The sequence below is a fragment of the Imperialibacter sp. genome (assembly GCF_040222815.1).
In the GTDB taxonomy this organism is placed as follows: Bacteria; Bacteroidota; Bacteroidia; order Cytophagales; family Cyclobacteriaceae; genus Imperialibacter.
Genome location: NZ_JAVKCH010000013.1, coordinates 190,018 through 212,231, shown reverse-complemented (window position 1 = coordinate 212,231; position 22,214 = coordinate 190,018). Strand labels below are relative to the sequence as shown.

Here is a 22,214-nt window from a genome sequence, read left to right as displayed (position 1 = left end):
GTGCGTCAGTTGACGCACAGAGTAACCCCTTTAATTACCAAGGTGGGAAATATCTATCAAGCTTACCAGCTGGCACAATTGGCGAGATTTGCCGCATTGGCAGTGGCAGGGTTGCTGCCGATGTTTCCGTAGACCAGGATCACACTTTTGTTGTCGCCATCACCCAAATGCACTTTGATGTGCCCATCAAAATTGATAAGCTCTGCGTACGAAATCTCGCCGCCATTGGCTAGCTGTTTCAGCAGGGTTTCACTTTTTCCCGTGGCCGCATCTACTGGCGTGAGCATGGCCGCCATGTCTGCCTCCAGGCTGTAAGCACCGTAGTGCAAATGAGCTGGAAATTGGGTCATGCCTGAAGGCCCCGTAAGCTCAATGGTTAACAGCGTGTTGCCGTCGTTTCTTTCGGCAAATGTTGCCTCACCCTGGTAGCCCCAGTCCTGGGCTCCAGTGAATAGCGGATAGGCAACACTTTTTCCTGTAAGTGCTGCAGAGTCAATCTCCTCGTCTTTGCAAGAGGCTATCGCAAGCAATCCGAAGGCCAAGACCAAAATATGATGCTTTTTCATAAAAGAGGGGCGCAAGCGTAGATCAAATATAACATCCAATCAACGCTTCTCCCCATCATTTAATTTCCTTTGAAGCTAAAATTTACTCGCTTTTGTAAACAGCACCAGCCTTCATCACAAACTTTACATCCTGTAGCACTTTGATATCTTTCAAAGGATCGCCTTTCACAGCGACAATGTCGGCATAGCTGCCTGTTTGCACAGCACCCAACTTTTCGTTCTGAAGAATACCTGCATTGATTGAAGTAGCGGCCTTAATCGCTTCCATCGGCTTCATGCCACCACCTACCATAAGTTCAAACTCACGGGCATTTTTGCCATGAGGGAAAACTCCTGCATCGGTGCCAAAGCCAATCTTCACGCCCGATTTGTAAGCTTCAGCAAAAGTGCCCTGAATCAGTGGGCCAATAGTTCTGGCTTTTTCGGCAACAATGGCTGGATAGAAGCCCGGAATCTCCGCATTTTCAGCGGCAGAAACACCCGCAATGATGGTTGGGATGTACCATGTGCCATGTTGCTTCATCAAATCCATCGTTTCTTTGTCCATATAGGTGCCATGCTCGATGGTTGTAACACCTCCCTTGATAGCTCTCTGCATACCTTCCACTCCATGGGCATGGGCGGCTACGTGCATTTGCATGTCTATGGCTGTATTGACAATAGCACTGATTTCATCCTGAGTAAATGAGGGTCCCGAACCATCTTTTGCAACTGAAAGTACTCCACCAGTAGCAGTAATTTTAATAAAATCGGAACCATCCTTATAACGTTGACGCACCGCTTTGCTGCCTTCTTCGGGGCTATTGGCCACTCCTTCCTTTGGCCCCGGATCCCCCATTTTGTCGAAAGGAAGCCCATTTGTAGGATCACCATGACCCCCTGTAATTGAGATGCCCTTTCCAGCAGTATAAACCCTTGGCCCATCTACTGTACCGGCATTAATAGCATTACGAAGAGAAATATTGACTCCCGAGCCACCACAGTCACGTACGGTGGTAAAACCAGCCATCAAAGTCTTTTTTGCATACACTGTGCTTTCGAAAGCTTTGTCGGCTTCATTCTGAGTGAATCGCTTCACATAACCGGCTCTGCTGGCCTCGCTTTCCATGTGTACATGCATATCGATAAAGCCTGGCATTACCGTGTAGGCTTTCAGGTCGATTACCTTGTCATTTTTGCCCCCTGCTTTGTAGCCGTTCTCCACAGCCACAATCATGTCATTTTCAATGGTCACCGTCACTTGCGACCTGGGCGAGTCACTCACACCGTCGATGAGCGTGCCACACTGGATCAATGTCTTCTGCGCCTGGGAGTGCAAAGCCATCCCGGCTGCCAACGTGAATAATAGTATCCTCTTCAACATATCAATGAAATTAAGTTCGACTGGAAAAGTAGTCGATTGAAGAAGAATTGCCTGCTAAAAAGTAGCCAGTGGGAATACCTTTGGGTGGGTGGCGTATTTTGGATGCCCGGTGCTGCGAAGACAACGCTTAAAAGAAAAACCACATGACAACCAAGGCACAAATTTCCTGCTCATCATGTGGTCTATTGGCTTTCAACACATTGATTTACTCTGCACTAAGCATGGTTTAGTACAGGGCGTTCTAAAATGGTTTTCTTCCATTTACGAGCCAGCTGATAGTGAATGTTGGCGTGAAAAGGCCCGTCCGAGTTTACATCAAAAAAGGAGAGCAATATCTCCCCGTTGTCTTTGGAAGAGCTAATAAGCTGGAGCACGATAGTGTTCACATTCGCTGGATCAATAGTCTTTTTGCTGTCCGCTGCCTTTTTTCCATTAACCAGCACATGTGCATCAATAATCTCGTCGGACTGGATCACCTGAGTGATTACCTCAGGCTGGCTGTTGTTGACAAACACCAATCGACTGGTGATGGTATCAAAAGCCATCCCTCTGTCTGTCCACACATCATACTGAGCGGGAAGCTTTCCAGTAACTGTTTTGATGCTTTTTAAAATGAGCCTGCTTTTACTTGAAGCGGTTCTTGCAAACCACACCACCGGTGCAACGCACGCAATGATGATGACTACATACATGATTATTTCTTGAGTTTCCATGATTTTTTTTAATAAAGGGTAGAACAATAGTGTCTCGAAAGACTAGCTCTCGAATGATTACCTGAGGTAACTAATTGTTCTTTTATGAAAACTCGTGGGTGGGGTACAAAAGAGCGGTCAACTCAGTGATCCACTTTTTGTCCGGGTCGCACGTATTGGAGAGGCTAACAAAGCGCAAGTCTGTAAGCGCTGTTTCGTCAGCGACAATGGCCACCTGGAGGCCCGGAAATTTGGAAACGGGAAGCTTTATGGCACCTGTACTAGTTGCTGACTCCGATAGAACAACATATGGCTGAAGGTAGTCGGCGTGGCCACTGGCAAGAAGTGCTTGCCCAGAAACTACATTTGACTCATAAACGTTGCCACTGGCTCCCTGAGAGAAAGCCATGACAGTGAGCAAAAACAAGGCTGCAACGCTTCTGTACATACTGTCAAATGACAACAGCAAAATTGATAATTAGTTAACGATTATTTTCAAGCGATGGCCGTAAATATTTTCGTTTTCCTCAACTGATGTGGGGTACATGTACCGCTTTCATTTATTCCCTATTTTTGGTCTTATGCAACTCAAAGGAAAAACAGCCATCGTCACCGGCGCCACCAGCGGCATGGGCAGGGCCATAGCACTGGCTTATGCAAAAGAAGGAGCCAATGTGGTGGCCAGTGGTAGAAACGAAACGGCTGGCAGGACGCTGGTAGATGAAATTAACGACCAGGCGGTCAAAGCGATTTTCGTGAAAGGAGATGTGGCCGACCCGGCCGTCAATGAGTCGCTGGTGAAAAGAGCTCTGTCTGAATTTGGGCAATTAGACATTGTGTGCACCAACGCCGGTGACCTCGGGCTCGGCAAAGTGACGGAGCTGCCCATCGCAGCATGGCAGAGAACGCTGGATGTGAATCTAAGTTCGGTCTTCTACCTTCTGAAGTATGCGCTTCCCGAAATGATGAAGCAGCCTGGCGCTTCCGTGATAGTGAATGCTTCTATTGCGGCCTTTAAGTTCTTCCCCAACCATCCGGCCTACTGTGCTTCAAAAGCTGGCCTGGTGGCACTTGCCCGGCAGGTGGCCGTTGATTACAGTCCCAACGTGCGGGTCAATATCATGTGCCCCGGGCCTGTTGACACACCGCTGATCCACGACTCAGCAAAAGCCTTCCCCGACCCGGCCTCAGCAGTTGAAAATGCTGGAAAAGCAACGCTTTTGCAGCGACTAGGTCGGCCCGGCGACATAGCCAGCCTGGCTTTGTTTCTTGCATCCGATGCTTCTTCGTGGATGACTGGTGCGGTGATCCCTATTGATGGAGGTGCGCTGACGGGACCTAAATAGAAACGACAAAAAAGACCAACCACCGAAAACGGAAGCATCGCATAGACTTGATGGCTGACTCATTGACCGAGGCTGCAGTATAGCGAACAAAGGTATCGCCCCCTGAGCGAAGACCTGTAAGCAGCACAAAGAAGAAACCGACCAGAGAAAATTGCCCGCCAACCTTTATTTTTCCAGTGAGAAACTTGCTGCTGTTTCTTTGCGCTAAAAATGAAATCCAGTAGCTTATCTAAAACATAGTAGGCGGATTTGCCTTCCTGATATACTGAAACGCTATGGTTCATTTAGAAAAATATATTAGATCCACTGTTCAAATTGGTGAAGAACTTGAGGATATTCTCAGCTATTTCGAACCAAGGCAAGTAAAAAAAGACAGACACCTTGTCTGTGAGGGGCAAATAATGGACGTCTATTATTTCATCCTTTCGGGAGGTCTGAGAGTTTACTTCAACCACGAAGAAAAAGAAGTCACAGCATGGCTGTCGTTCGAAAGCGACTGGCTGGTAGATATTGCATGCATTCGAACAGGGAGGCCAACTATTTACAATATCCATGCTATTGAGGATACAGAAGTTGTATCGATCAAAGCCAAACATATGGATGCGCTCTATCAAAAATACCCAAAATGGCAGGAACTCGGACGAAAGCTTTGGGAACGTGCGTTTCTTGAAGTGGTGGAAGGAATGATTCGTCATCAAACCATGAGTGCTGAAGAGCGATACCTCCATTTCATGCAACAATCGGATCTGCTCCAAAAAGTCCCCCTGAAGCAACTTTCGTCCTTTCTTGGTATTACTCCTTCTTCCTTAAGTCGGCTTAGAAAAAATATTAAGTAACGTAAGCTCCTTTATTGCCAAATGGCAATTTTACGAGTTGGCTTTCCCCCTAAGTTTGATTTATAAAAAATTGTTCAACACAATTTCCAGGTCATACATGTGGATGTTCCATCCATCTGAATGGTTTGTGACAATTGAAAAAAAGGAAAACATCATGAAAGAAAAACAAATCAGAGTCAGGAATGGACAAGTTAGTATCAACTACCTGCAGTCCGGCGACGGCGACACCACCATTCTATTCCTACACGGTTGGTGCGTTAGTTCCAAATACTGGACAAACCAATTGAGTCACCTCTCAGGTTATCGGTGCTATGCCATCGACCTGCCAGGATTCGGCAAGTCGGAAGCAAAAAGAGAACACTGGACGATCGAAGAATATGCTTTGGATGCGCTCGCCTTTATTAACGAGTTGCAACTTGAAAACGTAGTTGTTGTAGGTCACTCCATGTCGGGCGCCATTATGATGGAAATGGCTCTAACGAAACCGGACAGTATTATTGGCTTGGTCGGCATAGATAACTTCAAGTTCGTTGATGTGGAGTTTACAGCCGAGCAACTGGAACAGATGGGCTCCTTTTTTCCACTACTTGAACAAGACTTCCAGACTTATGCTCCAATGTATGCCGAGAATATGCTTTTTCATCCTTCCACCACCGAGGAAGTGAAAAGCCGTGTCAAACTGGACTTTTCAACAGCCAATCCTGGCATAGGATATAGCTCTTTTATGAATTTGATGCAATACTCTCAACAGGAGCGCATCAAGCTGGAATCGTTACCGTTAAAGCTCAATTTGATCAATACCAATTTCCCACCGACCAATGAAAGTGGCCTGAAAAAACGATGTAAGAACGGCTTTGAGGTGCAGCCAATCGAATTGAGTGGGCACTATCCGATGATTGAAAGGCCCGATCTATTCAATAATATATTGGAAAAAACACTTCAAGAGATATTAGCACCTGAAATGGCCCAGCAATAGAAGAAACTGTTTTGATCGCCATCTGTTTGTTCAATTAACTACATTTTTCCTATTCAATTAATGAATAGCCTTTGTGAAAAAATAGCGTTGAAATTTACGTGGCAAATGGTAAAGGAAGTATGCAACCCCGGCTATGTGGCTTGAGTTTACCAGGCTCATTATTGCTGGATTTAGCCGATGGGTTGCATACTCATTTTAGCTAAGGGTTGAGTACGGCACAACCACTTCAGCACCTTTCCTCAACCGTGAGCTACGCATTTCTCATTTCTTATCCCTATCTTTTTAGAATGAAACCGCCAATAAAGAAACTAATCCATTCAGCAGCAGCGGCAGGCATTTTCATTAGCACAATTGCTACGCCAGCCTTCTCACAGGAAACCAAACTCACCTCCAAAGTCTACACCTGGGACGAGTTGCCAGTAGAAACCAGTAAAAACGGCGAACGTCGGCAGATCGCCGAAGGATCGACTGATCACCTAAAGTACTTAGAGCTGCATACCACATCGGTGGGCGCTGGCCTGGCTTTTCACGCTCCGCATACTCATGACGATGAGGAGTTGGTGATCATCAAAGAAGGCCAGGTAAAAGTAACCGTGGACGACCAAAGCAAGGTGATGGGCCCTGGCAGCATCGCCCTGATCCAGGCTGGAGAACAGCATGGCATGACCAACGCCGACACCACGCCAGCCACGTACTACATCATGCGCTATCACGACATAGAGCCGCATGATGTCGCCCGTGGAAAAACCAATGGAGGCTCCATGCTGATCAGCTATGATGACACCGAAGCCAGGCCCACGGGAAAGGGCACCCGCCGTGATTATTTTGACCGGCCTACCAGTGCCACAGAGAATTTCGAAATGCACGTGACCTCGCTGAACAAAGGCGAAGACAGCCATGCGCCACATACGCACTTTGTGGAAGAAATCATTGTGATCATGAAGGGCAATACGCAGATGCATATCGACGGGCAGCTGGTTGACGCACCACAAGGCTCGCTTGTTTATCTGGGTTCAAACGTCCCTCATGCACTCAAGAACCTGACCGACGGAAGCTGCGAGTACTTTGCCTTTCAGTGGAAGTAACGGTGTGAACCTGTTACCTTGCAGCATCAGTTTTTATCATCAAAAAACAAAATGGAAGTAGTAAAAAATAACGATGGTTTCGAGCAAGTTGGATCAAATGCCTCTTTACATAGAAAGGTGGTTCACCTCGACAAACTAATGATGACTGTCATAGAATTCACCAATGGGCCGATGGCGGCTCCTGATCCACCACACAAGCACCCACATGAGCAAATCTCGTATGTGGCTGCGGGCTCTTTGAAGCTATTCATTGAAGAAAGGGAATACCTGCTGAATCAAGGAGACGTTTTCAAAGTGGCGTCTAATCTCAATCACTGCATACAGACATTGACAGAGAAGGTAACGCTGGTGGATGGCTTTGCTCCAATACGGGAGGATTTCTTGTAGGAAGTTTCTTTTCAAAGACAAAAAGAGTGAATCTCAAAAGCCCTAGTTAGATGTCAGGTTGAGCTCGTCCCACGTCTGTGTTGAAACCTTGTAATTAAACGCTCTTAAGCATTTCGACGAGCTACCGATGACGTTTTTTTGCGTGAAGTAAAGAGGGCGCTCTTGCGCTGGCGGATAGAGCGACCTCTTTACTCGTCATCTCATTTTTTGTTTTTGGCTGGCCTGAAACTTGGTCTCAATGTGATAATTACTTCATCAGAAGGGCTTTTGAGATCACCTCTTTCTTCTTCACTTAAATTCTCCAACCTTTAAATTAGTGCTCGGCTACAGAAATCGCCCTTGGTATGCCCTGGCGGACCGCCTGATACTGTTCCTTGTTATTGGCAGCGATATCGTAAAAGTCTTTTCCAAACATCTGCTGGGATCTTTCCTGATAGATTTGGTTGAAGGCTTGTTGGATATAGGAAAGGGTTACCAAATAATCATTATATGTGTCATCATCATCAAACCGGGCGCTTACAACATAATCGGTTGAACCCTTCTTTACATGGCCTTGCACAAAGTCATAAACAATGTCTTTTATTGCTTCTCCGCTATTTTCACCCATATCAACTTTTAAAATATCAAACTTGCCGCCAGCCGCCAATTCTTCAATAGTTGGCTGCTTAGGATTCTTTTCGTTGACATACTCTGGCGTTGGTGGCAAAAGAAAAGGCATTTCAAATTTCGCCTTGTCCGTTGTTTCAGCTACGTAAAGAACCTTTCTTTGATTTGCCTTTCTCATTGCCGTTTGCAACTGACGAACAAGCTTCATTGATTGATCTTTGTCTATCCTTAAAACCACCATCCCATTTTCAGACAGCTTAAATGTTCCAACTAGTGTCACAAATTCATCGACATCATATTGCTTACCGTTGAAGGTTATTTGATCGTTCGCAATATTGTAACCCAGAACATCTGAAGAACTTGTATTCTTGTACCCATCGGCTTTTACTACAGGTAGATCGACACCTTCGGTAAAATCGGTTTCCACCAGGTTCTGCTCGAGGGAGATGGCTTCATCCATTTTGGAATTGCACTGCACAATAATGGCGCTAAAAAGCACTGTGCTTGCTATGGCCAGGGCTACTTTCACTTTGCCCGACCATCCTGATTGTTTGTTAGTCATCATGGTTATTCTTTTTTTGATAAATGATAAGTTGAAATTGTGTACCAACCCGAATGAGTTGTTGCTGATCAACTGCTTCAGAAGCAAAGTTTGGTACTCAACCAAGGAATAACCCGAAGTAATTATTTTCTTATCTGCTATGTATTCATGTGTTGTTTTTAGGGATTTAATCAGCTGCCAAATCACCGGATTGAACCAGAGAAAGGCCGCCAAAAGTTGAACAATAAGTAAGTCGACGGAATGTCGCTGCACTATGTGCGTTTTTTCGTGAGCCAGGATCTGCTGAAGCTCCGAAGAGTCCACCAGCGAATCGGGCACAAACACGTAGCTGAGAAACGAAAATGGTGAGATAGACTGCGGGAGCTTGATAATCTTTGCTCCGTCCGCCTCCTCATGAGGGTGTAGAGCAATGATTTTCCATATCCACCGGAGCGACCAGAATGTTCTTGACAAACAGACAATTACTCCGACGGCGTACAGCAGCAACGCCCCATTAATTGCCAGGCGAAGCCAATCTATACCAGCCCCAGCCAACACGCCTGGCTCAATTATCGCCTGCTGCGAACCGGCGGCGCTGCGTGCTTCAAACTCCCAGGCAGCCATGGCCTCATAGTACGACATCCTGGCCTTGCTGATTTCAGCGATTGGCCGCTCAAGTACCGTCACTTCCGTTGGGCTGATATCAAAACTCACCAATGGGAAAAGCAGGGAAAACGCTAAAATCCCCAACAGAAAGAAGCGGTTGAGACTGAAAAAAGTCTCTTTGCGCAACACCAAAACATACAGCAGGTAGAAGAATGCCAACAAAGCACTCGACTCCAATAGATACATGATGAGCTTAGCCATTTTTCTTCTTTTTTAAGTCTTCCAGCATTTTCATTGCTTCATCCAGCTCCTTTTCGTCCAGCTTTTTGCTCTCAGAAAAAAAGTTGACCACCTGGCTCAGGGAATTGTCGTAATAATCCTTCACCAGCCTCGACAGCTGCCCCTTACTGTAGGCTTCCTTCGAAATCAGAGGGTGGTATTGGTGAGAATTTCCGTAAGCTGTAAAGCCTACAATTTCTTTTTGCACCAGCACCCTCACTATCGTTGACACCGAATTGTAGGGGGGCTTAGGGTCGGGATACTGATCAAGGATATCCTTGATAAAACCTTTTTCAATATCCCAGAGGATCATCATGATCTTCTCTTCTGCCTTAGTTAAAGTGACCATTGCTTTGAGTTTTGTTAATCAGCAAGACAAGCTTACAACTTAATTTTAAGTTTGTCAACTTATTTTTAAGTTATTCTATTTAAAAGTAAGTTACAGTGGCAGGTTTTGTAATTTTATATCTGCCTTTGGCACTTATTGAGACAAATACTTGAGATCATGTTTCATAAAGCTTCTGGCAGTTAGTGAAGCACAATCGCCAGTATCAATGGAAAAAATAAGAATGGCTTCACTTGCTAAATTTATGTCCGTATATTCTCGGAAGAAGTCAAAGCAGCAAACCATGACTAAATGAAAGCAGCAAACTGGACCAACTACGGCCCTCCTGAAATGCTGAAACTGACAGAACGGAAAAAGCCCACTGCCAAAGACAACGAAGTGCTGATAAAAGTCATGGCGGCAACGATCAATCGAACCGACTGTGCCATGCTCAGGGCCAAACCGTTCTTTATGCGTTTAGTCACAGGTTTAAGCAAACCAGGCAAGCCAAGTACGGGCACTGATTTGGCAGGCGAAGTAGTGGCGGTAGGTAAAGCCGTAAAGTCATTCGAGCCGGGCGACAGAGCGTTTGCCTTTGAAGACCTGGGGCTCAGCTCACATGCCGAATACACAACATTTCCGGCAGACAAGGCCATTTGTACCATTCCTGACAACTTTAGCTTCGCAGATGCCGCAGCTTGTGTTGAAGGTGCTCATTATGCCTATTATTTCCTCGACAAAGTCAATTTGCAGGCTGGGCAAAAGGTGCTGGTGAATGGAGCTACCGGAGCCATAGGCTCGGCTACGGTGCAGTTGTGTAAATACCATGGCGCAGTGGTAACAGCAGTATGCCAGGGCAAAGACTTTGAACTACTCAGGAGCCTCGGTGCCGATAAATTGATCGACTACACCAGGGAGGATTTCACAAAAATTGATCAGCAGTTTGACTACATTTTTGACGCTGTAGGCAAGAGCTCCTTTGGAAAATGCAAGCGCTTGTTGAAACCAGGAGGCGTCTATATGTCTTCGGAACTTGGCCGCAATGGTGAAAATATTTTCTATTCCCTTCTCACCCCCCTCTTTAGTAAAAAGAAAGTAAAGTTCCCCATTCCTTTAGATAAGAAGAAGAGTCTGTTTTTCATCAGGCAAATGATGGCAGAAGGAAAATTGAAACCGGTCATTGACAGACAATACAAGCTGGAACAGCTGGTCGAAGCTTTCAATTATGTGGAGACGGGGCAGAAAACTGGTAATGTTATTTTACTTCCCTCAGCATGAAAGCGATGGTTTATAACCAATACGGCTCCCCGGAAGTGTTAAGGCTGGAGGAAGTAGAAAAGCCCATTCCAATGGATGACGAGGTGCTCCTGAAGGTGCATGCGGCATCTCTCAATTCATGGGACTGGGACAGGCTCACAGGCAGGCCTCGTATTTACCGGCTGCTGAGCGGCATTGGGAAGCCAAAGCTCCCTATCCTTGGTGCTGATGTAGCGGGTGTGATAGTGGAAACCGGCGCCCAAATCACAAAGTTCAAGGCTGGCGACAAGGTCTTTGGCGACTTGTCGGCCGGTAAATGGGGCGGCTTTGCTGAGTACACCTGCGCAAAAGAAACAGAACTGACAATCAAACCGGCTTCCATGACTTTTGAAGAAGCCGCCTCCATTCCTCAGGCTGGGTGCATGGCTTTGCAGGCACTAACAGAAAAAAGAACGATACAACCAGGAGACGAAGTGCTCATTAATGGCGCCGGTGGTGGAGTGGGCACTTTTGCTATTCAAATCGCCGCCAGCCTGGGCGCACACGTAACGGCGGTGGATTTGCCAGAAAAACACGCCATGCTGCAATCTCTGGGAGCGGGTCATGTGATCGATTACACCACAGAAGACTTCACCAAACAGGGAAAGCAATATGATTTGATCGTCGACGTGATTGCCACCCGGTCGATATCGGACTACAAAAGAGCCTTAAAACCCGGCGGGGTGTATTCTATGATTGGAGGCCATTTGGGCACCATTTTCCAGGTGGGCTTACTGGCAGGCTTTGCGTCAACAAAGGAAAGACGACTGGGTATTCTTATCCAACAACCAAACAAGCCCCTGACTGCTTTAATTAAATTATTTGAAGAAGGCAAAGTCAAACCTGTCATCGACAAAGTGTACCCTTTGGAGGAACTGCCAGAAGCGTTTCAAAGACTTGGGGATGGAAGTATAAAAGGTAAAGTCGTGATCACGCTTCAAGCAGAAATTAATCAGCAACATTAGGCTTAATGACTCAGCAAGAAATAATTTCAAGGCAGGATCACAATTCGTTTTCAGAAGTCAAGAAACGAGTGTACGACGTGTGCTTATTCCAGGTTTCGAGCCGGAAAATGGAAAAAGAAAGCACGGAGTATGGTGCTTGCACTTTTACTGTCGATTCCTCGCTGGTGATTAGCAGGGATGCCAAACAAACGCCAAAAAAAACTGGTCAGTTCGTTGCCATTTGGAAAAGAGTCAACAGTGGCCCAACCCAGCCATTTAGTGCTTCGGATACGTTTGACTTTTTTGTGATTAATTCAAAAAAAGGAGATCACTTTGGGCAATTCATTTTTCCAAAAGCTACGTTGATAAAGCATCGGATTCTCTCGCAGCCTACGGTAAGGGGCAAACTTGGCATGCGTGTCTATCCTCCGTGGGAGGTAGCAGAAAGCAATCAGGCCAGGAAAAAGCAAGACTGGCAATTGAAGTTTTTTCTTCATATCCCAGAGCGAGGCGAGGTCGATCTTCCCCGAGCGAAGTTGCTCTATACTGAGCCCACCCACTAAAGTCAAATCAATGCGCCGACAGAAAACAGCTACACGGTTGAATCCGGAAGATACGTCCCGAATTGACCTTTGTCGTTTGGACGCAACCCATGCGCCATTCATTTTTGAACTTGTCAACTCCCCTGGCTGGCTGGAGTTCATCGGCGAAAGAAATGTAAAAAGCCGGGAAGATGCTGACGCCTACATCCGTAAAATTGAAAGCAACCCTACAGTTGACTACTGGATTATTAAACTAGTGACCTCAGGGGAGCCGGTCGGTATAGTAACACTTATACAACGGGACTACCTGCAGTCGCCCGACATCGGATTTGCGTTGCTTCCTGCGTTTGAAAAACAAGGCTATGCGTTTGAAGCTGTTTCGCTATTTCTGAAAGACTTCTTCAGCATTTCAACAAGCAAAGAAATTCATGCTATTATTCTGGAGCACAATTTTCCCTCAATACAGCTCGTCCTAAAGCTGGGGTTTCTGTTCAGCGAACACATTGAGGTAAATGGCGAGCAGCTTTTGCTTTATTCAAAAAAGCTGACCTGACAAGGCTCAAAAAGTTGATTGTTTCCGGGCAAAATCCTGCTGCTCTTTTTAAGTTCGTGGGGTGAAAGGAGCAGGCAACAAATGGCGCTACTTACGGATAACTTAAGAATACAATCATGTCGAAGGGGTTTGTTGAAGACCAGCATTTCAAAGGAATCAATTTTTCAGAAGAATCATTAGCGGGCACCGATTATGAAGCCTGCCACTTCTCCAACTGTCTTTTCACGGGAGTCAATCTCTCGCACATCAATTTTATGGAATGCGTATTTGAGAATTGCGACTTAAGTATGGCAAAGCTTGGCAATACGGCCTTCAAAGACATTACATTCAAAGGCTGCAAGCTTTTAGGGCTTCATTTCGAAGACGTCAATCCTTTTTTACTGGCGATGAGTTTTACTGATTGCCAGCTAAACCTCTCGTCATTCTTTAACCTGAACCTAAAAAAAACAAGGTTCGCTAATTGCGGCATGAAAGAAGTTGATTTTAGCGGTGCCGATTTGTCACTGGCAGTGTTCGACAACTGCGACCTGCTTGGAGCTGTATTTGGTAACACCATGCTTGAAAGGGCAGACTTTCGAACTGCCAATAATTACGCTCTCGACCCCGAAGTCAACAAGATCAAGAAGGCAAAGTTTGCGGTATCGGGATTGCCTGGCCTTCTCGGCAAGTACAATATCGAGATAGAGTAATTTGCAACGATAATCCTTCGCCGGGAGTCCTTGCCTTGTAAACTGGCTATCAACCTATGAGAAAGAACCTACTACCTGCCCTTGGACTGCTACTCATTGCTCATTTTGCAGTGGGGCAAAAGGTGTATCAATATGCAGTGCCTCCTCAGCAAACGGACGGATGGGAGACGAAAAACCTTTTACGGGAGATCGCAGATACCACACTGCTATCTAGCTTCCTCAACAAGATGGTCAACGAGGATCATCAGGTGCACAGCATCCTGCTGGTGAAAGATGGAAAGCTGGTGCTTGAAGAATACTTTGGAGAACACAAAGCTGACCAAACTCACGACCTGCGCTCCGCCACTAAAAGCATCCGTTCACTTTTGGTTGGTATTGCCATCGACAATGGCTTCATCGAAAGCGTTGATGATCCTATTTTTAAGTACCTGAAAAGCCCGGAGCCACGGAAAAACATCGACTCCAGGAAAGAACAAATCACCATCCGCCACCTGCTTACCATGAGCACTGGCCTCGACTGCAACGATTGGGATAAATCCTCGAAAGGTCAGGAGGACAAAGTGTATAAAAAAAAGGACTGGCTACAATACACCCTTGATTTGCCCATGGTGCGAGACCCCGGGGATTCGGCGCTCTATTGCAGCATGGGAGCAGTGCTGGCGGCGGAAGTAGTAAGCCAGGCCTCTGGCATGTCAATTGATGCGTTCGCTGAAAAGTATTTATTCGCACCGCTTGGAATAGAAAATGTGCAGTGGGGCCACACAACCACCGGCCGGGATATAATTCCGTCGGGCAGGCGGCTTTACATGACTTCCCGTGATTTTGCCAAAATCGGGCAGCTGGTCATGAACCACGGTACCTGGGGCAATGAGCAAATAGTATCTGCCGACTGGATACAGCAAGCGACAGAAAGGCAAACCAACCTTGCTGGTTTGGACTACGGCTTTTTGTGGTGGAGTATTCCGTTCCAGGTTGGCGATGAACTGAAAAAAGAAACCGTCGCAACGGGAAATGGTGGGCAATACCTGATGCTGTTTCCAGAGGCAAATTTGGTTGCCGTGTTTACTGGCGGTGCCTACAATTCGGAGGATGACAAGTTCCCTTTTGCGATTATGAACAGGGTTATGTTGCCGCTTTTTATCCAGCCGGGCCACAAGTAGCACATAGAATTTTCTCTAGTCTTCCTTTAAATATTTAACCGGATTGGCTGATGCAGCCCGGATGGCCTGGTAGCTCACCGTCAGCATAACTAAAGTCGTTATCATGCCAGCCGTAAACAAAAACACAGTCCACGAAATATCAATTCTATAATGGAATTGATCGAGCCAGTCACGGAGGAAAATATAGGCCAAAGGCAAGCCAATAATGAGTCCTCCAGCAATCCATGATGAGAAATCCCGCACGACCAGCAGCACGATGTTGGACACATCTGCGCCAATTACTTTGCGGATGCTGATCTCCCGGCGTTTTCGTTCTATCACAAAAATGGTCAGGCCGTAAAGCCCTAGCACGGCAATAAGTATGGAGATAATGGTGAACAACCCGACGAGCCTGAGAAACCGCTGTTCAGAAGTATAGAGCTCAGCCATGCTGTCGTCCAGGAAATTATAGGTAAATGAATTTGCGGCACCGAGTGCACTCCACTGCCCTTCCAGTACTGACAAGTGGTTCGAGATATCTGCCATCTCCATTTTGCAGACAATATATCGGTGCACCGGATTTTCAGCGGTACGGTGAAAAATAAGCGTTGGTTTGATCTCTTCCCGCATCGATTCGTAATGAAAGTTCTCCACAACACCTACCACATTCAGTCGATTCTCACCAATCAAGATGACATTTCCCTCTGCGCTATCGAAACCGAAAGCCTTTGCTGCTGCCTCATTAAGGATCACGGATCCCCGCTGGTCACCTTCCGAGTCTGGAAGGAAATTGCGACCGTCCCTGAGCTTTATGCCCATTGTTTCAAGATAGTTGGCATCCACATAGGACATCCCCATCCGCAGCGGGTCTCCTTCCCATCCCTCGGGTCTCACAAAGGTGAAGCCAGCCACCCAGTTGGAAGGGATGGAATAGGACAGGCTGGCTGATTTCACAAAGGATTGCGCCTTCACTTCGTCTCTGAACGTCTTCAGGCGCCGACTGGCTTCTTCCCTATCGGTGAAGTCTCTGCGAGAGGCATTAATGATCACCACAGCGTCCTTCTCGAATCCCATTTTAGCCGACTGCATATAGATTAGCTGGTTGCGAACAATAAGGGCACCCGTTACCATAAACACGGCCAGCGAAAATTGCACAACGACCAGCCCGTTTCTTACCTGCCTGCCGCCTTTCGTTTTGAAAATACCCCTGATGACTTCCAGTATATTGATTTTTGCCAGAAAAAAGGCTGGGTAACTTCCACTCATCAATCCCAGCAAAAGGATAAACGCCGCTACAAAACCGACACTCAGCATAGGCGGCCCAATTTGTGAAAAGGCGATTTCGATATCAAAAAAATCGTTGATCAATGGCATGCACAAGGCAACAATACCAATCCCCGCCAGAGTGGCAAAAAAACTCAAAACGAGGGCTTCTACCAGAAATTGGCCTCTCAGCTGTCCACTGAAAGCTCCCAGCACCTTTCGCAACCCTATTTCTTTCGCCCGGTGCACCGAATGCGCTGTAGAAAGGTTCATGAAGTTGATGGCCGCCATCAAAAGGATGCCAAGGGCAATGAAGACGAGTATTTTGGCATCCTGCTGGCTTCCCAAAAATGTGTTGTAATATTCATCGAAAGGCAGGAGCTTGAAATTTGTCCTGCCAGCTATTTCTTTGTCCCAGATCTTTTCAACAAAAGCCGGAAAGGCATCCAGTAATGCATATTTAGAGGCAGGGTCGTCCAGCATCACATAGTTATCGATAAAGCTTCCTCCCCATAAGTTTTTTACCCCTTCGTAAAACGGAAGGCTTTCAAACGCAACAATCATATCAGGTTCGAGCGATGAGTTATCGGGCCAGTCCTTTAATACAGCCGTTACTTCGTAGCGAATGGTGCTGTCTTCTCCTGGATAGTAAACGCTCAGCTCACGCCCCACTGCCTGCTGACTGCCAAAGTATTTTTCGGCATATTGACTGGAAATAACCAGGGCATTGGGGCTCGAAAAAGGGTTGGTTGAATTTCCTCTCCCCACTTCAAACGAGAATATTTGCAGAAACTCAGGGTCAGCAAAAGTGACTTCTTCTTCGATATATGCTTCATCCCTCTTCACTTTTCCAGTCATTTGGAACCGCCTGGTACTGGCTACCACTTGCGGATACTCCTCTTTGATCATCGACTTCATAGGCACCCAGGTGTCATAGGTCGGTTGAATGCCATTGGGAGTGATGCGCTCCTTATAAAGCATAAAAATTCGATCCTCGTTGGTATGGAAATCGTCAAAAGTGAGCACCTGCCATGCATACATAAAAATCATAAGGGAGGCTGCCACACCCACTGACAGGCCGAGGATATTAATGACGGAATAAGCCTTTCGCTTATAAAGGTTTCTGAAGGCGATCTTGAGATAGCTACCGAGCATCATGGTATTGAGGTTAAAGTGATAAAAAGGTTTTAGGTGAGTAAAGCGCAAGGAAAGCAGCACTTCAAGGACAAAATTGAAAGCCGCCTTGCGATGACCTTTCTCCTCCAATCGCCAATAGTAGGCCTCATGCAGGTCGCCCAGCACCTCATCAACATAGTCGGGCCGACAGGCCCATTGCAGCAGTCGTTCAGCCCAGCGAGGCGGGCGATGCAAAAGCTTGCTCACAGCATTGAAAAATTAAGTTTAGGAATGAGCTCCCACATGCGGGTGCGGTTGTCTTGCAGGGATTTGGCTACCTGAAAACCCTTGCTGGACGACTTGTACATTCGCTTGCTCCGGCCACCCCTTTCCGCAGTTGCCTCGCCCATATACGACGACACTAACCCTTTGCTCTCCAGCCGCTTCAGCACCACATGAATAGCTGGCAGCGAAATAGACTGACCCAATTGCTTTTCATACTCTTGCGCAATGTCGACCCCGTAAGTTTCCTGCTTCATCAGGAGCAGAATAAGGATCATTTCTTCAAGAACGCCGAGTTGTAAGTTCATTAGATTAATATTTGTTTAAGTAACGAATACGAATATAATTAATATTTGTTTAACTAATTACTCTTGTGTTCCTCAAAACGCTCAGAAGATTACTGGCTTACTAATGCATTTAATCATCTCTGTCAGGCCCAACTCACTGACTTTCATCATTGAGCGGTGAAATTAATCTCCCGAAATTGGCTACGATTAAACACAAAAGTCATGAAAGAGTCAATGCAACGAAATGCGCCCAATGGAGCTGTTTACGGTCTCGGATTTATCGGTGCTGTCATTTACTACATCTCCAACGCTGCAGGCTTTTGGATGGGAGTAGTCGGTTTTCTGAAGGCAATGGTGTGGCCGGCGTTTCTCGTATACGAAGCGTTGAAAGCATTGGGTGCCTAAGAAAACAAGACTCCTTGCTATATTCGTACCCTCATACAAATGAAGGGATGGATATAGTAATTACTCAGCACAACGGGATCGATATAGCGGAAGTGATTTCCGACCACCTCATCATAAAGGATGCACAAGACGCTCTTGACGTAATGGCCAACTGTTCTTACCAGGGAGCCGACAGTATTATTTGGCATGAGAAGAATATTGCAGCCGACTTTTTTGACTTGAAAACTGGCCTGGCAGGTGAGGTGCTGCAAAAGTTTTCCAACTACCGGGCAAGGTTGGCTATTGTGGGTGACTTTTCAAAATACGAAAGCAAGGCGCTGCGAGACTTTATCTTTGAAAGCAACAAGCAGGGGCGGATTAACTTCGTCGGTTCAGTGGACGAAGCGAAAGAGAAGTTGAGCAAATAGGCCAGGTAGGCAAAGTCTATTCTGTTTTTCTCTCTTCGTCGAGCTTGCCTTTGATCACCTGCACCCGCCGAAGTAGCTCATCCAGCTTTTCCCTGCTCAGGTATTCACCATCGTTCACAACGGCAAAAATATCCTGTGTGGCACTGATATCATCCAGGGGATTGCTGTTAAGGATTACCAGGTCAGCTTCCATGCCAGGAACAATGCCAGCCAGTTTGTCTTGGACGCTGAAAAACTTTGCTCCATTAATAGTAGCACTTTGTAAAATAGCCAGCGGTTCAAGTCCAGCTTCCTGAAACAACACCAACTCTTCGTGAAGCGATTGAGCCGGGTACACAAAAGTGTTGAGTGCGGCGGCGTCGCTGCCTGCAAGAATAGTAACGCCAGCTTTGTGCAGGTAGGGCAGCTGCTCCGCAATGAGCTTGTAGCGGTCTTTTCTTCCCTGTTTCTGCTCAGGAGTTTCGCCAGCCATTCTGTCGATTCTCCACTGGTATTTGGACGTAAACCTTTCCGTCAGATACTTCAGATAGGCATCGCTTTGATGGTTATTTTCATCAAGATAGGCAAGTTGCTTTCCTCCAATAAGTGTCGGAGTAACTGCCACACCCCGTTCGGCCAGCATTTTGTACCGGACAAAGGCGCTATCCTGATCAAAAGAGCTATTGTACACCTGCCCAGCCTCACTCCTCGCCAGCTTCCCTGACCTGATGCTGTCCACAATGGCACTATCATCGCTACCAAGCCTCAGCATGTAGCTGGCGTGCTCTATGGCAGAAAATCCGGCTGTCGCAAGTTCCTCTACTGACAGGTCATAAGGGACATGTCCCGTGACTTTGTAGCCACGCTTTCTGGCTTCCTTTACACTTGTCAAAAACAGATCACCGGGCAGAGTGTTTTCAGTTATTTTCACAAAGTCGACGTTGTATCCATCAAGCTTGTCGAGCATTTGCTCCAACTCCTCTTCATTGGCTATTTCGAGGTCGCCTTTCCAGATCGAATTGATCCCTTCCAGCTTGCTTCCGGCCGTGAAGATCTGAGGCCCAAACAGCTGATCATTGTTGATGGAATCCCTCCAGGCAAGCACCAGCTCTCCCAGGTCGCTGGCGCAATCCCGCACAGTTGTAATTCCATAAGCAACATACAACGGCAATAACGCTCTGTTATCCTCCACAAGGTCTTCTCCTTCAATGTGCACATGCATGTCCCAAAGACCTGGGATGACATACCTACCTCCGGCATCAAAGCGTCTACCCTCTCTTACCAGAACGGACAACTCACTGCCATTGCCAATACTCGCAATTCTTCCGCTGTCAATTAAAATAGCCTTTTCTTTTGCTACCTGGCCCGTTGCAACATCAATTACGTTGGCGTTGCTAATCAGTATGGCGGTATCGGACACATTTGGTTCCCCAGGCTTGCATCCGGAGAACGCAATAAATACTAGTAGAAACACGAAGAAGGATGGATTTTTCATATGACGATATCAGTGAATCAAATCTACAAATCACCCGACCAATGAAAAGGCCATTTGGCCGTTTGGTTCTTTTACATGTTCAACGGCCGGGGACGGTCAATAAAATTGGCCATCCGGATTGTGGTTACTGAAAGGCTAGCAGTTGCCACCAAACGACTCTTGGCGAGTTGGCAGGAATCACGCTAAATAAATAAAACGATTGTCGTACTACTAATTCACCAGGATTCTATGCTAGTTGGTGAAATAACATGCCCGTTGCTTGCAGATGCAATAAGAATGGCCATCGCTACAGTTTTTCAAGGAAACTGAAAATTTAACCTTTTCTTAATACTCAAAATTGATTGTCACGACTAGTTAATCGTAATATTGCAATAAAGCGAATCATTCCCTCACTCAATTTATACCCTATGAAAAAACACCTGACAGTATTTCTTACGGCTACTTCACTCTTCCTGGTCTTTGTGAACGCTAATGCACAAAAGCTTGACAAAGATTTGATTCGATATTGCCAGAACCTCACTACAGCCATGGATGAAATTTCAAACGAACGCAAAGCAACGCTCCGGGAAATTGGAGACTATCTTGCCAGTGAGTTAAAAAATGACAACGCAGCAAACCTGGTCATCATTTGCACCCACAACTCCAGAAGAAGCCACATTGCCCAACTTTGGGTGCAAACTGCCGCTACATACTACGGTATCAAGGGCATCAACACCTTCTCTGGAGGTCTGGAAGTAACGGCGTTTAACCCCAACGCTATTGCCGCTTTGAAAAGGGCAGGGTATTCCATCAGTAATGTTCAGGTCAGCGACAATCCTGTCTACACTGTGTCGGACGGCGTCAATAAGACCATCTCCTACTCCAAAAAGTATAGCGACCGGCAAAATCCGAGGGAAGATTTCGGCGCAGTAATGGTATGTTCCGAAGCAGACGAGTCTTGTCCACTGGTGGCAGGTGCCTCAGAAAGGTTCTCGCTGCCCTACGAAGACCCAAGGTACTACGACGGTACGGCTTCGCAAGACGTGAAGTATGATGAAACAGTTCGGGAAATTGCCCTTGAGATGCTTTTCCTTGTGGACTACGCCAAGAAAAAGCAAATAGTGCAATTGGAGGCTGTGAGACAGTAGCTGTTTACGGATTTTAGCAGGAAAAACGACTGCGAGTCGGTAGCGTTCCCCTACCGACTCTTACTTCCCAAGCTGCTTCACTTAAGGAATGAATCTTTTGGAACTGACCGGTCAATCCACTAGATTTTGGCAACAAAAAACCAGTCATGCAAACCATACTCGGAGCCAACGGAGCCATAGGCACGGAGCTCGCCAAAAGTCTCACTTCATATACCAAAGACATCAGGCTTGTCAGCCGCAACCCAAAGAAGGTCAACGAAAAGGACATACTCCATTCGGCAGACCTGACAAAAAGAGAAGACGTTTTTAAAGCAGTGAAGGGCAGTGAGGTGGTGTACCTCACCGTCGGCTTCAACTACGACATTAAAGTGTGGAGAGCAGTTTGGCCTCCGCTCATGAAGAATGTGCTGGACGCCTGCGAAGAGTATGGCAGCAAGCTGGTTTTCTTCGATAATATTTACGCCATTGGGAAAGAGCATATTCACCACATCACAGAAGACTGCCCGATAAGCCCCTGTAGCAAAAAAGGAGAAGTAAGGGCCGAGGTCGACAGGCTGGTACTCAACGCCATGGACAAAGGAAAAGTGCCCTCTATCATTGCTCGAAGTGGCGATTTTTTCAGCACCATGCGATCCACCAGCATGCTGATGATCATGGTATATGACAACCTCATCAAGGGAAAAAAAGCACAATGGTTTTGCAATGCAAAAGCCAAACATTCGATGACCTACTGCCCTGAAGCAGCAAAAGGAACTGCTATGCTGGGCAATACACCAACAGCATTTAATCAGATTTGGAACCTCCCCACGGATAAAAATGCGCTGACAGGAGAAGAGTGGGTGAAGTTATTTGCGACTACCATGGGCACTTCCGACAAGTATCAGGTGCTTCCCGGCTGGGGAATAAAAGCATTGGGTATTTTCATGCCTATCATGAAAGAGCTTCATGAAATGAGCTATCAGTTTGCATCGGACTACTTCTTCGACAGCGCCAAGTTTGAAAAGTTCTTTAACTATACGCCCACCAGCAATGAAGATGCGGTAAGAGAAACAGTCGCAGCACTGAAAAATATCAAGGGATAG

At 46.5% G+C, this 22,214-nt stretch carries 24 protein-coding genes; 15 read left to right on the top strand and 9 right to left on the bottom strand.

Features of this window, described 5'->3' with window-relative positions:
• Positions 1–62 precede the first annotated feature (62 nt).
• The 4 genes from RIF36_RS03950 to RIF36_RS03935 all read right to left on the bottom strand — a co-directional run bounded on the left by RIF36_RS03950 (position 63) and on the right by RIF36_RS03935 (position 3,069).
• The gene (locus tag RIF36_RS03950; RefSeq protein WP_350119732.1) at positions 63–566 is read right to left on the bottom strand and encodes a hypothetical protein; all 504 of its coding nucleotides are present in this window, start codon (positions 564–566) and stop codon (positions 63–65) included.
• Between the two features lie 82 nt (positions 567–648).
• The gene (locus RIF36_RS03945; protein WP_350119922.1) at positions 649–1,926 is read right to left on the bottom strand and encodes a metal-dependent hydrolase family protein; all 1,278 of its coding nucleotides are present in this window, start codon (positions 1,924–1,926) and stop codon (positions 649–651) included.
• Between the two features lie 218 nt (positions 1,927–2,144).
• Positions 2,145–2,642, bottom strand: coding sequence for a hypothetical protein (locus tag RIF36_RS03940; RefSeq protein WP_350119735.1), 498 nt, complete (start codon positions 2,640–2,642; stop codon positions 2,145–2,147).
• Between the two features lie 82 nt (positions 2,643–2,724).
• Positions 2,725–3,069 carry a hypothetical protein gene (locus RIF36_RS03935; protein WP_350119738.1) on the bottom strand — a complete coding sequence of 115 codons (345 nt, stop codon included), beginning with the start codon at positions 3,067–3,069 and terminating at the stop codon, positions 2,725–2,727.
• A gap of 133 nt (positions 3,070–3,202) precedes the next feature.
• On the opposite strand from RIF36_RS03935, the gene RIF36_RS03930 reads away from it, so the two are divergent.
• The 5 genes from RIF36_RS03930 to RIF36_RS03910 all read left to right on the top strand — a co-directional run bounded on the left by RIF36_RS03930 (position 3,203) and on the right by RIF36_RS03910 (position 7,251).
• Positions 3,203–3,967, top strand: a complete 765-nt coding sequence (locus RIF36_RS03930) for an SDR family NAD(P)-dependent oxidoreductase (RefSeq protein WP_350119740.1) — start codon at positions 3,203–3,205, stop codon at positions 3,965–3,967.
• Between the two features lie 275 nt (positions 3,968–4,242).
• Positions 4,243–4,803, top strand: a complete 561-nt coding sequence (locus RIF36_RS03925) for a Crp/Fnr family transcriptional regulator (RefSeq protein ID WP_350119743.1) — start codon at positions 4,243–4,245, stop codon at positions 4,801–4,803.
• Between the two features lie 154 nt (positions 4,804–4,957).
• Positions 4,958–5,779 (top strand): alpha/beta fold hydrolase, encoded by an 822-nt coding sequence (locus RIF36_RS03920; RefSeq protein WP_350119746.1) that lies wholly within the window; start codon positions 4,958–4,960, stop codon positions 5,777–5,779.
• A 287-nt stretch (positions 5,780–6,066) separates the two neighbouring features.
• On the top strand, positions 6,067–6,864 hold the full coding sequence (locus tag RIF36_RS03915; protein WP_350119748.1) for a cupin domain-containing protein: 798 nt from the start codon (positions 6,067–6,069) through the stop codon (positions 6,862–6,864).
• Between the two features lie 51 nt (positions 6,865–6,915).
• The gene (locus RIF36_RS03910) at positions 6,916–7,251 is read left to right on the top strand and encodes a cupin domain-containing protein (RefSeq protein ID WP_350119751.1); all 336 of its coding nucleotides are present in this window, start codon (positions 6,916–6,918) and stop codon (positions 7,249–7,251) included.
• A 313-nt stretch (positions 7,252–7,564) separates the two neighbouring features.
• On the opposite strand, the gene RIF36_RS03905 is transcribed toward RIF36_RS03910, so the two are convergent.
• Positions 7,565–9,265 carry a M56 family metallopeptidase gene (locus tag RIF36_RS03905; RefSeq protein WP_350119754.1) on the bottom strand — a complete coding sequence of 567 codons (1,701 nt, stop codon included), beginning with the start codon at positions 9,263–9,265 and terminating at the stop codon, positions 7,565–7,567.
• Positions 9,258–9,632: a BlaI/MecI/CopY family transcriptional regulator gene (locus RIF36_RS03900; protein ID WP_339793902.1), complete on the bottom strand. Its 375-nt coding sequence runs from the start codon at positions 9,630–9,632 to the stop codon at positions 9,258–9,260. Before RIF36_RS03900 ends, RIF36_RS03905 begins: the two co-directional genes overlap by 8 nt.
• Positions 9,633–9,920: 288 nt before the next feature.
• On the opposite strand from RIF36_RS03900, the gene RIF36_RS03895 reads away from it, so the two are divergent.
• From RIF36_RS03895 to RIF36_RS03870, 6 genes are all read left to right on the top strand, one after another.
• A complete protein-coding gene (locus RIF36_RS03895) occupies positions 9,921–10,886 on the top strand; it encodes an NAD(P)-dependent alcohol dehydrogenase (protein ID WP_350119757.1) in 966 nt (321 codons plus the stop codon).
• Positions 10,883–11,869, top strand: a complete 987-nt coding sequence (locus RIF36_RS03890) for an NAD(P)-dependent alcohol dehydrogenase (RefSeq protein ID WP_350119760.1) — start codon at positions 10,883–10,885, stop codon at positions 11,867–11,869. Before RIF36_RS03895 ends, RIF36_RS03890 begins: the two co-directional genes overlap by 4 nt.
• Before the next feature lie 5 nt (positions 11,870–11,874).
• Positions 11,875–12,411 carry a MepB family protein gene (locus RIF36_RS03885; protein ID WP_350119763.1) on the top strand — a complete coding sequence of 179 codons (537 nt, stop codon included), beginning with the start codon at positions 11,875–11,877 and terminating at the stop codon, positions 12,409–12,411.
• A 10-nt stretch (positions 12,412–12,421) separates the two neighbouring features.
• On the top strand, positions 12,422–12,943 hold the full coding sequence (locus tag RIF36_RS03880; protein WP_350119766.1) for a GNAT family N-acetyltransferase: 522 nt from the start codon (positions 12,422–12,424) through the stop codon (positions 12,941–12,943).
• Between the two features lie 116 nt (positions 12,944–13,059).
• Entirely contained in the window at positions 13,060–13,632 is a 573-nt protein-coding gene (locus RIF36_RS03875; RefSeq protein WP_350119769.1) for a pentapeptide repeat-containing protein, read from the top strand.
• A gap of 56 nt (positions 13,633–13,688) precedes the next feature.
• Positions 13,689–14,792 (top strand): serine hydrolase domain-containing protein, encoded by a 1,104-nt coding sequence (locus RIF36_RS03870; RefSeq protein ID WP_350119772.1) that lies wholly within the window; start codon positions 13,689–13,691, stop codon positions 14,790–14,792.
• A gap of 15 nt (positions 14,793–14,807) precedes the next feature.
• Here the strand turns inward: RIF36_RS03870 and RIF36_RS03865 are convergent, their stop codons facing one another.
• Together RIF36_RS03865 and RIF36_RS03860 are read right to left on the bottom strand one after the other, a co-directional pair.
• The gene (locus tag RIF36_RS03865) at positions 14,808–17,417 is read right to left on the bottom strand and encodes an ABC transporter permease (RefSeq protein ID WP_350119775.1); all 2,610 of its coding nucleotides are present in this window, start codon (positions 17,415–17,417) and stop codon (positions 14,808–14,810) included.
• The gene (locus tag RIF36_RS03860; RefSeq protein ID WP_350074489.1) at positions 17,414–17,740 is read right to left on the bottom strand and encodes a PadR family transcriptional regulator; all 327 of its coding nucleotides are present in this window, start codon (positions 17,738–17,740) and stop codon (positions 17,414–17,416) included. Before RIF36_RS03860 ends, RIF36_RS03865 begins: the two co-directional genes overlap by 4 nt.
• 201 nt (positions 17,741–17,941) lie before the next feature.
• Between RIF36_RS03860 and RIF36_RS03855 the strand changes: the two genes are divergently transcribed.
• Entirely contained in the window at positions 17,942–18,124 is a 183-nt protein-coding gene (locus RIF36_RS03855; protein WP_350119778.1) for a hypothetical protein, read from the top strand.
• 47 nt (positions 18,125–18,171) lie between these two features.
• A complete protein-coding gene (locus RIF36_RS03850; RefSeq protein WP_350119781.1) occupies positions 18,172–18,531 on the top strand; it encodes a DUF4180 domain-containing protein in 360 nt (119 codons plus the stop codon).
• Between the two features lie 16 nt (positions 18,532–18,547).
• Here the strand turns inward: RIF36_RS03850 and RIF36_RS03845 are convergent, their stop codons facing one another.
• Complete coding sequence (locus RIF36_RS03845) at positions 18,548–20,005, bottom strand: amidohydrolase family protein (RefSeq protein ID WP_350119784.1); 1,458 nt, start codon at positions 20,003–20,005, stop codon at positions 18,548–18,550.
• Between the two features lie 407 nt (positions 20,006–20,412).
• Between RIF36_RS03845 and RIF36_RS03840 the strand changes: the two genes are divergently transcribed.
• Both RIF36_RS03840 and RIF36_RS03835 read left to right on the top strand, forming a co-directional pair.
• Positions 20,413–21,132, top strand: coding sequence for an arsenate reductase/protein-tyrosine-phosphatase family protein (locus RIF36_RS03840; RefSeq protein ID WP_350119787.1), 720 nt, complete (start codon positions 20,413–20,415; stop codon positions 21,130–21,132).
• 146 nt (positions 21,133–21,278) lie between these two features.
• A complete protein-coding gene (locus RIF36_RS03835) occupies positions 21,279–22,214 on the top strand; it encodes an NAD-dependent epimerase/dehydratase family protein (RefSeq protein WP_350119790.1) in 936 nt (311 codons plus the stop codon).

What these genes read in the sequence shown, in the direction of transcription:
- RIF36_RS03950 (WP_350119732.1), bottom strand. Translation starts at nt 566, where the DNA reads ATGAAAAAGCATCATATTTTGGTCTTGGCCTTCGGATTGCTTGCGATA.
- RIF36_RS03940 (WP_350119735.1), bottom strand. Translation starts at nt 2,642, where the DNA reads ATGGAAACTCAAGAAATAATCATGTATGTAGTCATCATCATTGCGTGC.
- RIF36_RS03935 (WP_350119738.1), bottom strand. Translation starts at nt 3,069, where the DNA reads ATGTACAGAAGCGTTGCAGCCTTGTTTTTGCTCACTGTCATGGCTTTC.
- RIF36_RS03930 (WP_350119740.1), top strand. Translation starts at nt 3,203, where the DNA reads ATGCAACTCAAAGGAAAAACAGCCATCGTCACCGGCGCCACCAGCGGC.
- RIF36_RS03925 (WP_350119743.1), top strand. Translation starts at nt 4,243, where the DNA reads ATGGTTCATTTAGAAAAATATATTAGATCCACTGTTCAAATTGGTGAA.
- RIF36_RS03920 (WP_350119746.1), top strand. Translation starts at nt 4,958, where the DNA reads ATGAAAGAAAAACAAATCAGAGTCAGGAATGGACAAGTTAGTATCAAC.
- RIF36_RS03915 (WP_350119748.1), top strand. Translation starts at nt 6,067, where the DNA reads ATGAAACCGCCAATAAAGAAACTAATCCATTCAGCAGCAGCGGCAGGC.
- RIF36_RS03910 (WP_350119751.1), top strand. Translation starts at nt 6,916, where the DNA reads ATGGAAGTAGTAAAAAATAACGATGGTTTCGAGCAAGTTGGATCAAAT.
- RIF36_RS03905 (WP_350119754.1), bottom strand. Translation starts at nt 9,265, where the DNA reads ATGGCTAAGCTCATCATGTATCTATTGGAGTCGAGTGCTTTGTTGGCA.
- RIF36_RS03900 (WP_339793902.1), bottom strand. Translation starts at nt 9,632, where the DNA reads ATGGTCACTTTAACTAAGGCAGAAGAGAAGATCATGATGATCCTCTGG.
- RIF36_RS03895 (WP_350119757.1), top strand. Translation starts at nt 9,921, where the DNA reads ATGAAAGCAGCAAACTGGACCAACTACGGCCCTCCTGAAATGCTGAAA.
- RIF36_RS03890 (WP_350119760.1), top strand. Translation starts at nt 10,883, where the DNA reads ATGAAAGCGATGGTTTATAACCAATACGGCTCCCCGGAAGTGTTAAGG.
- RIF36_RS03885 (WP_350119763.1), top strand. Translation starts at nt 11,875, where the DNA reads ATGACTCAGCAAGAAATAATTTCAAGGCAGGATCACAATTCGTTTTCA.
- RIF36_RS03880 (WP_350119766.1), top strand. Translation starts at nt 12,422, where the DNA reads ATGCGCCGACAGAAAACAGCTACACGGTTGAATCCGGAAGATACGTCC.
- RIF36_RS03875 (WP_350119769.1), top strand. Translation starts at nt 13,060, where the DNA reads ATGTCGAAGGGGTTTGTTGAAGACCAGCATTTCAAAGGAATCAATTTT.
- RIF36_RS03870 (WP_350119772.1), top strand. Translation starts at nt 13,689, where the DNA reads ATGAGAAAGAACCTACTACCTGCCCTTGGACTGCTACTCATTGCTCAT.
- RIF36_RS03860 (WP_350074489.1), bottom strand. Translation starts at nt 17,740, where the DNA reads ATGAACTTACAACTCGGCGTTCTTGAAGAAATGATCCTTATTCTGCTC.
- RIF36_RS03855 (WP_350119778.1), top strand. Translation starts at nt 17,942, where the DNA reads ATGAAAGAGTCAATGCAACGAAATGCGCCCAATGGAGCTGTTTACGGT.
- RIF36_RS03850 (WP_350119781.1), top strand. Translation starts at nt 18,172, where the DNA reads ATGGATATAGTAATTACTCAGCACAACGGGATCGATATAGCGGAAGTG.
- RIF36_RS03845 (WP_350119784.1), bottom strand. Translation starts at nt 20,005, where the DNA reads ATGAAAAATCCATCCTTCTTCGTGTTTCTACTAGTATTTATTGCGTTC.
- RIF36_RS03840 (WP_350119787.1), top strand. Translation starts at nt 20,413, where the DNA reads ATGAAAAAACACCTGACAGTATTTCTTACGGCTACTTCACTCTTCCTG.
- RIF36_RS03835 (WP_350119790.1), top strand. Translation starts at nt 21,279, where the DNA reads ATGCAAACCATACTCGGAGCCAACGGAGCCATAGGCACGGAGCTCGCC.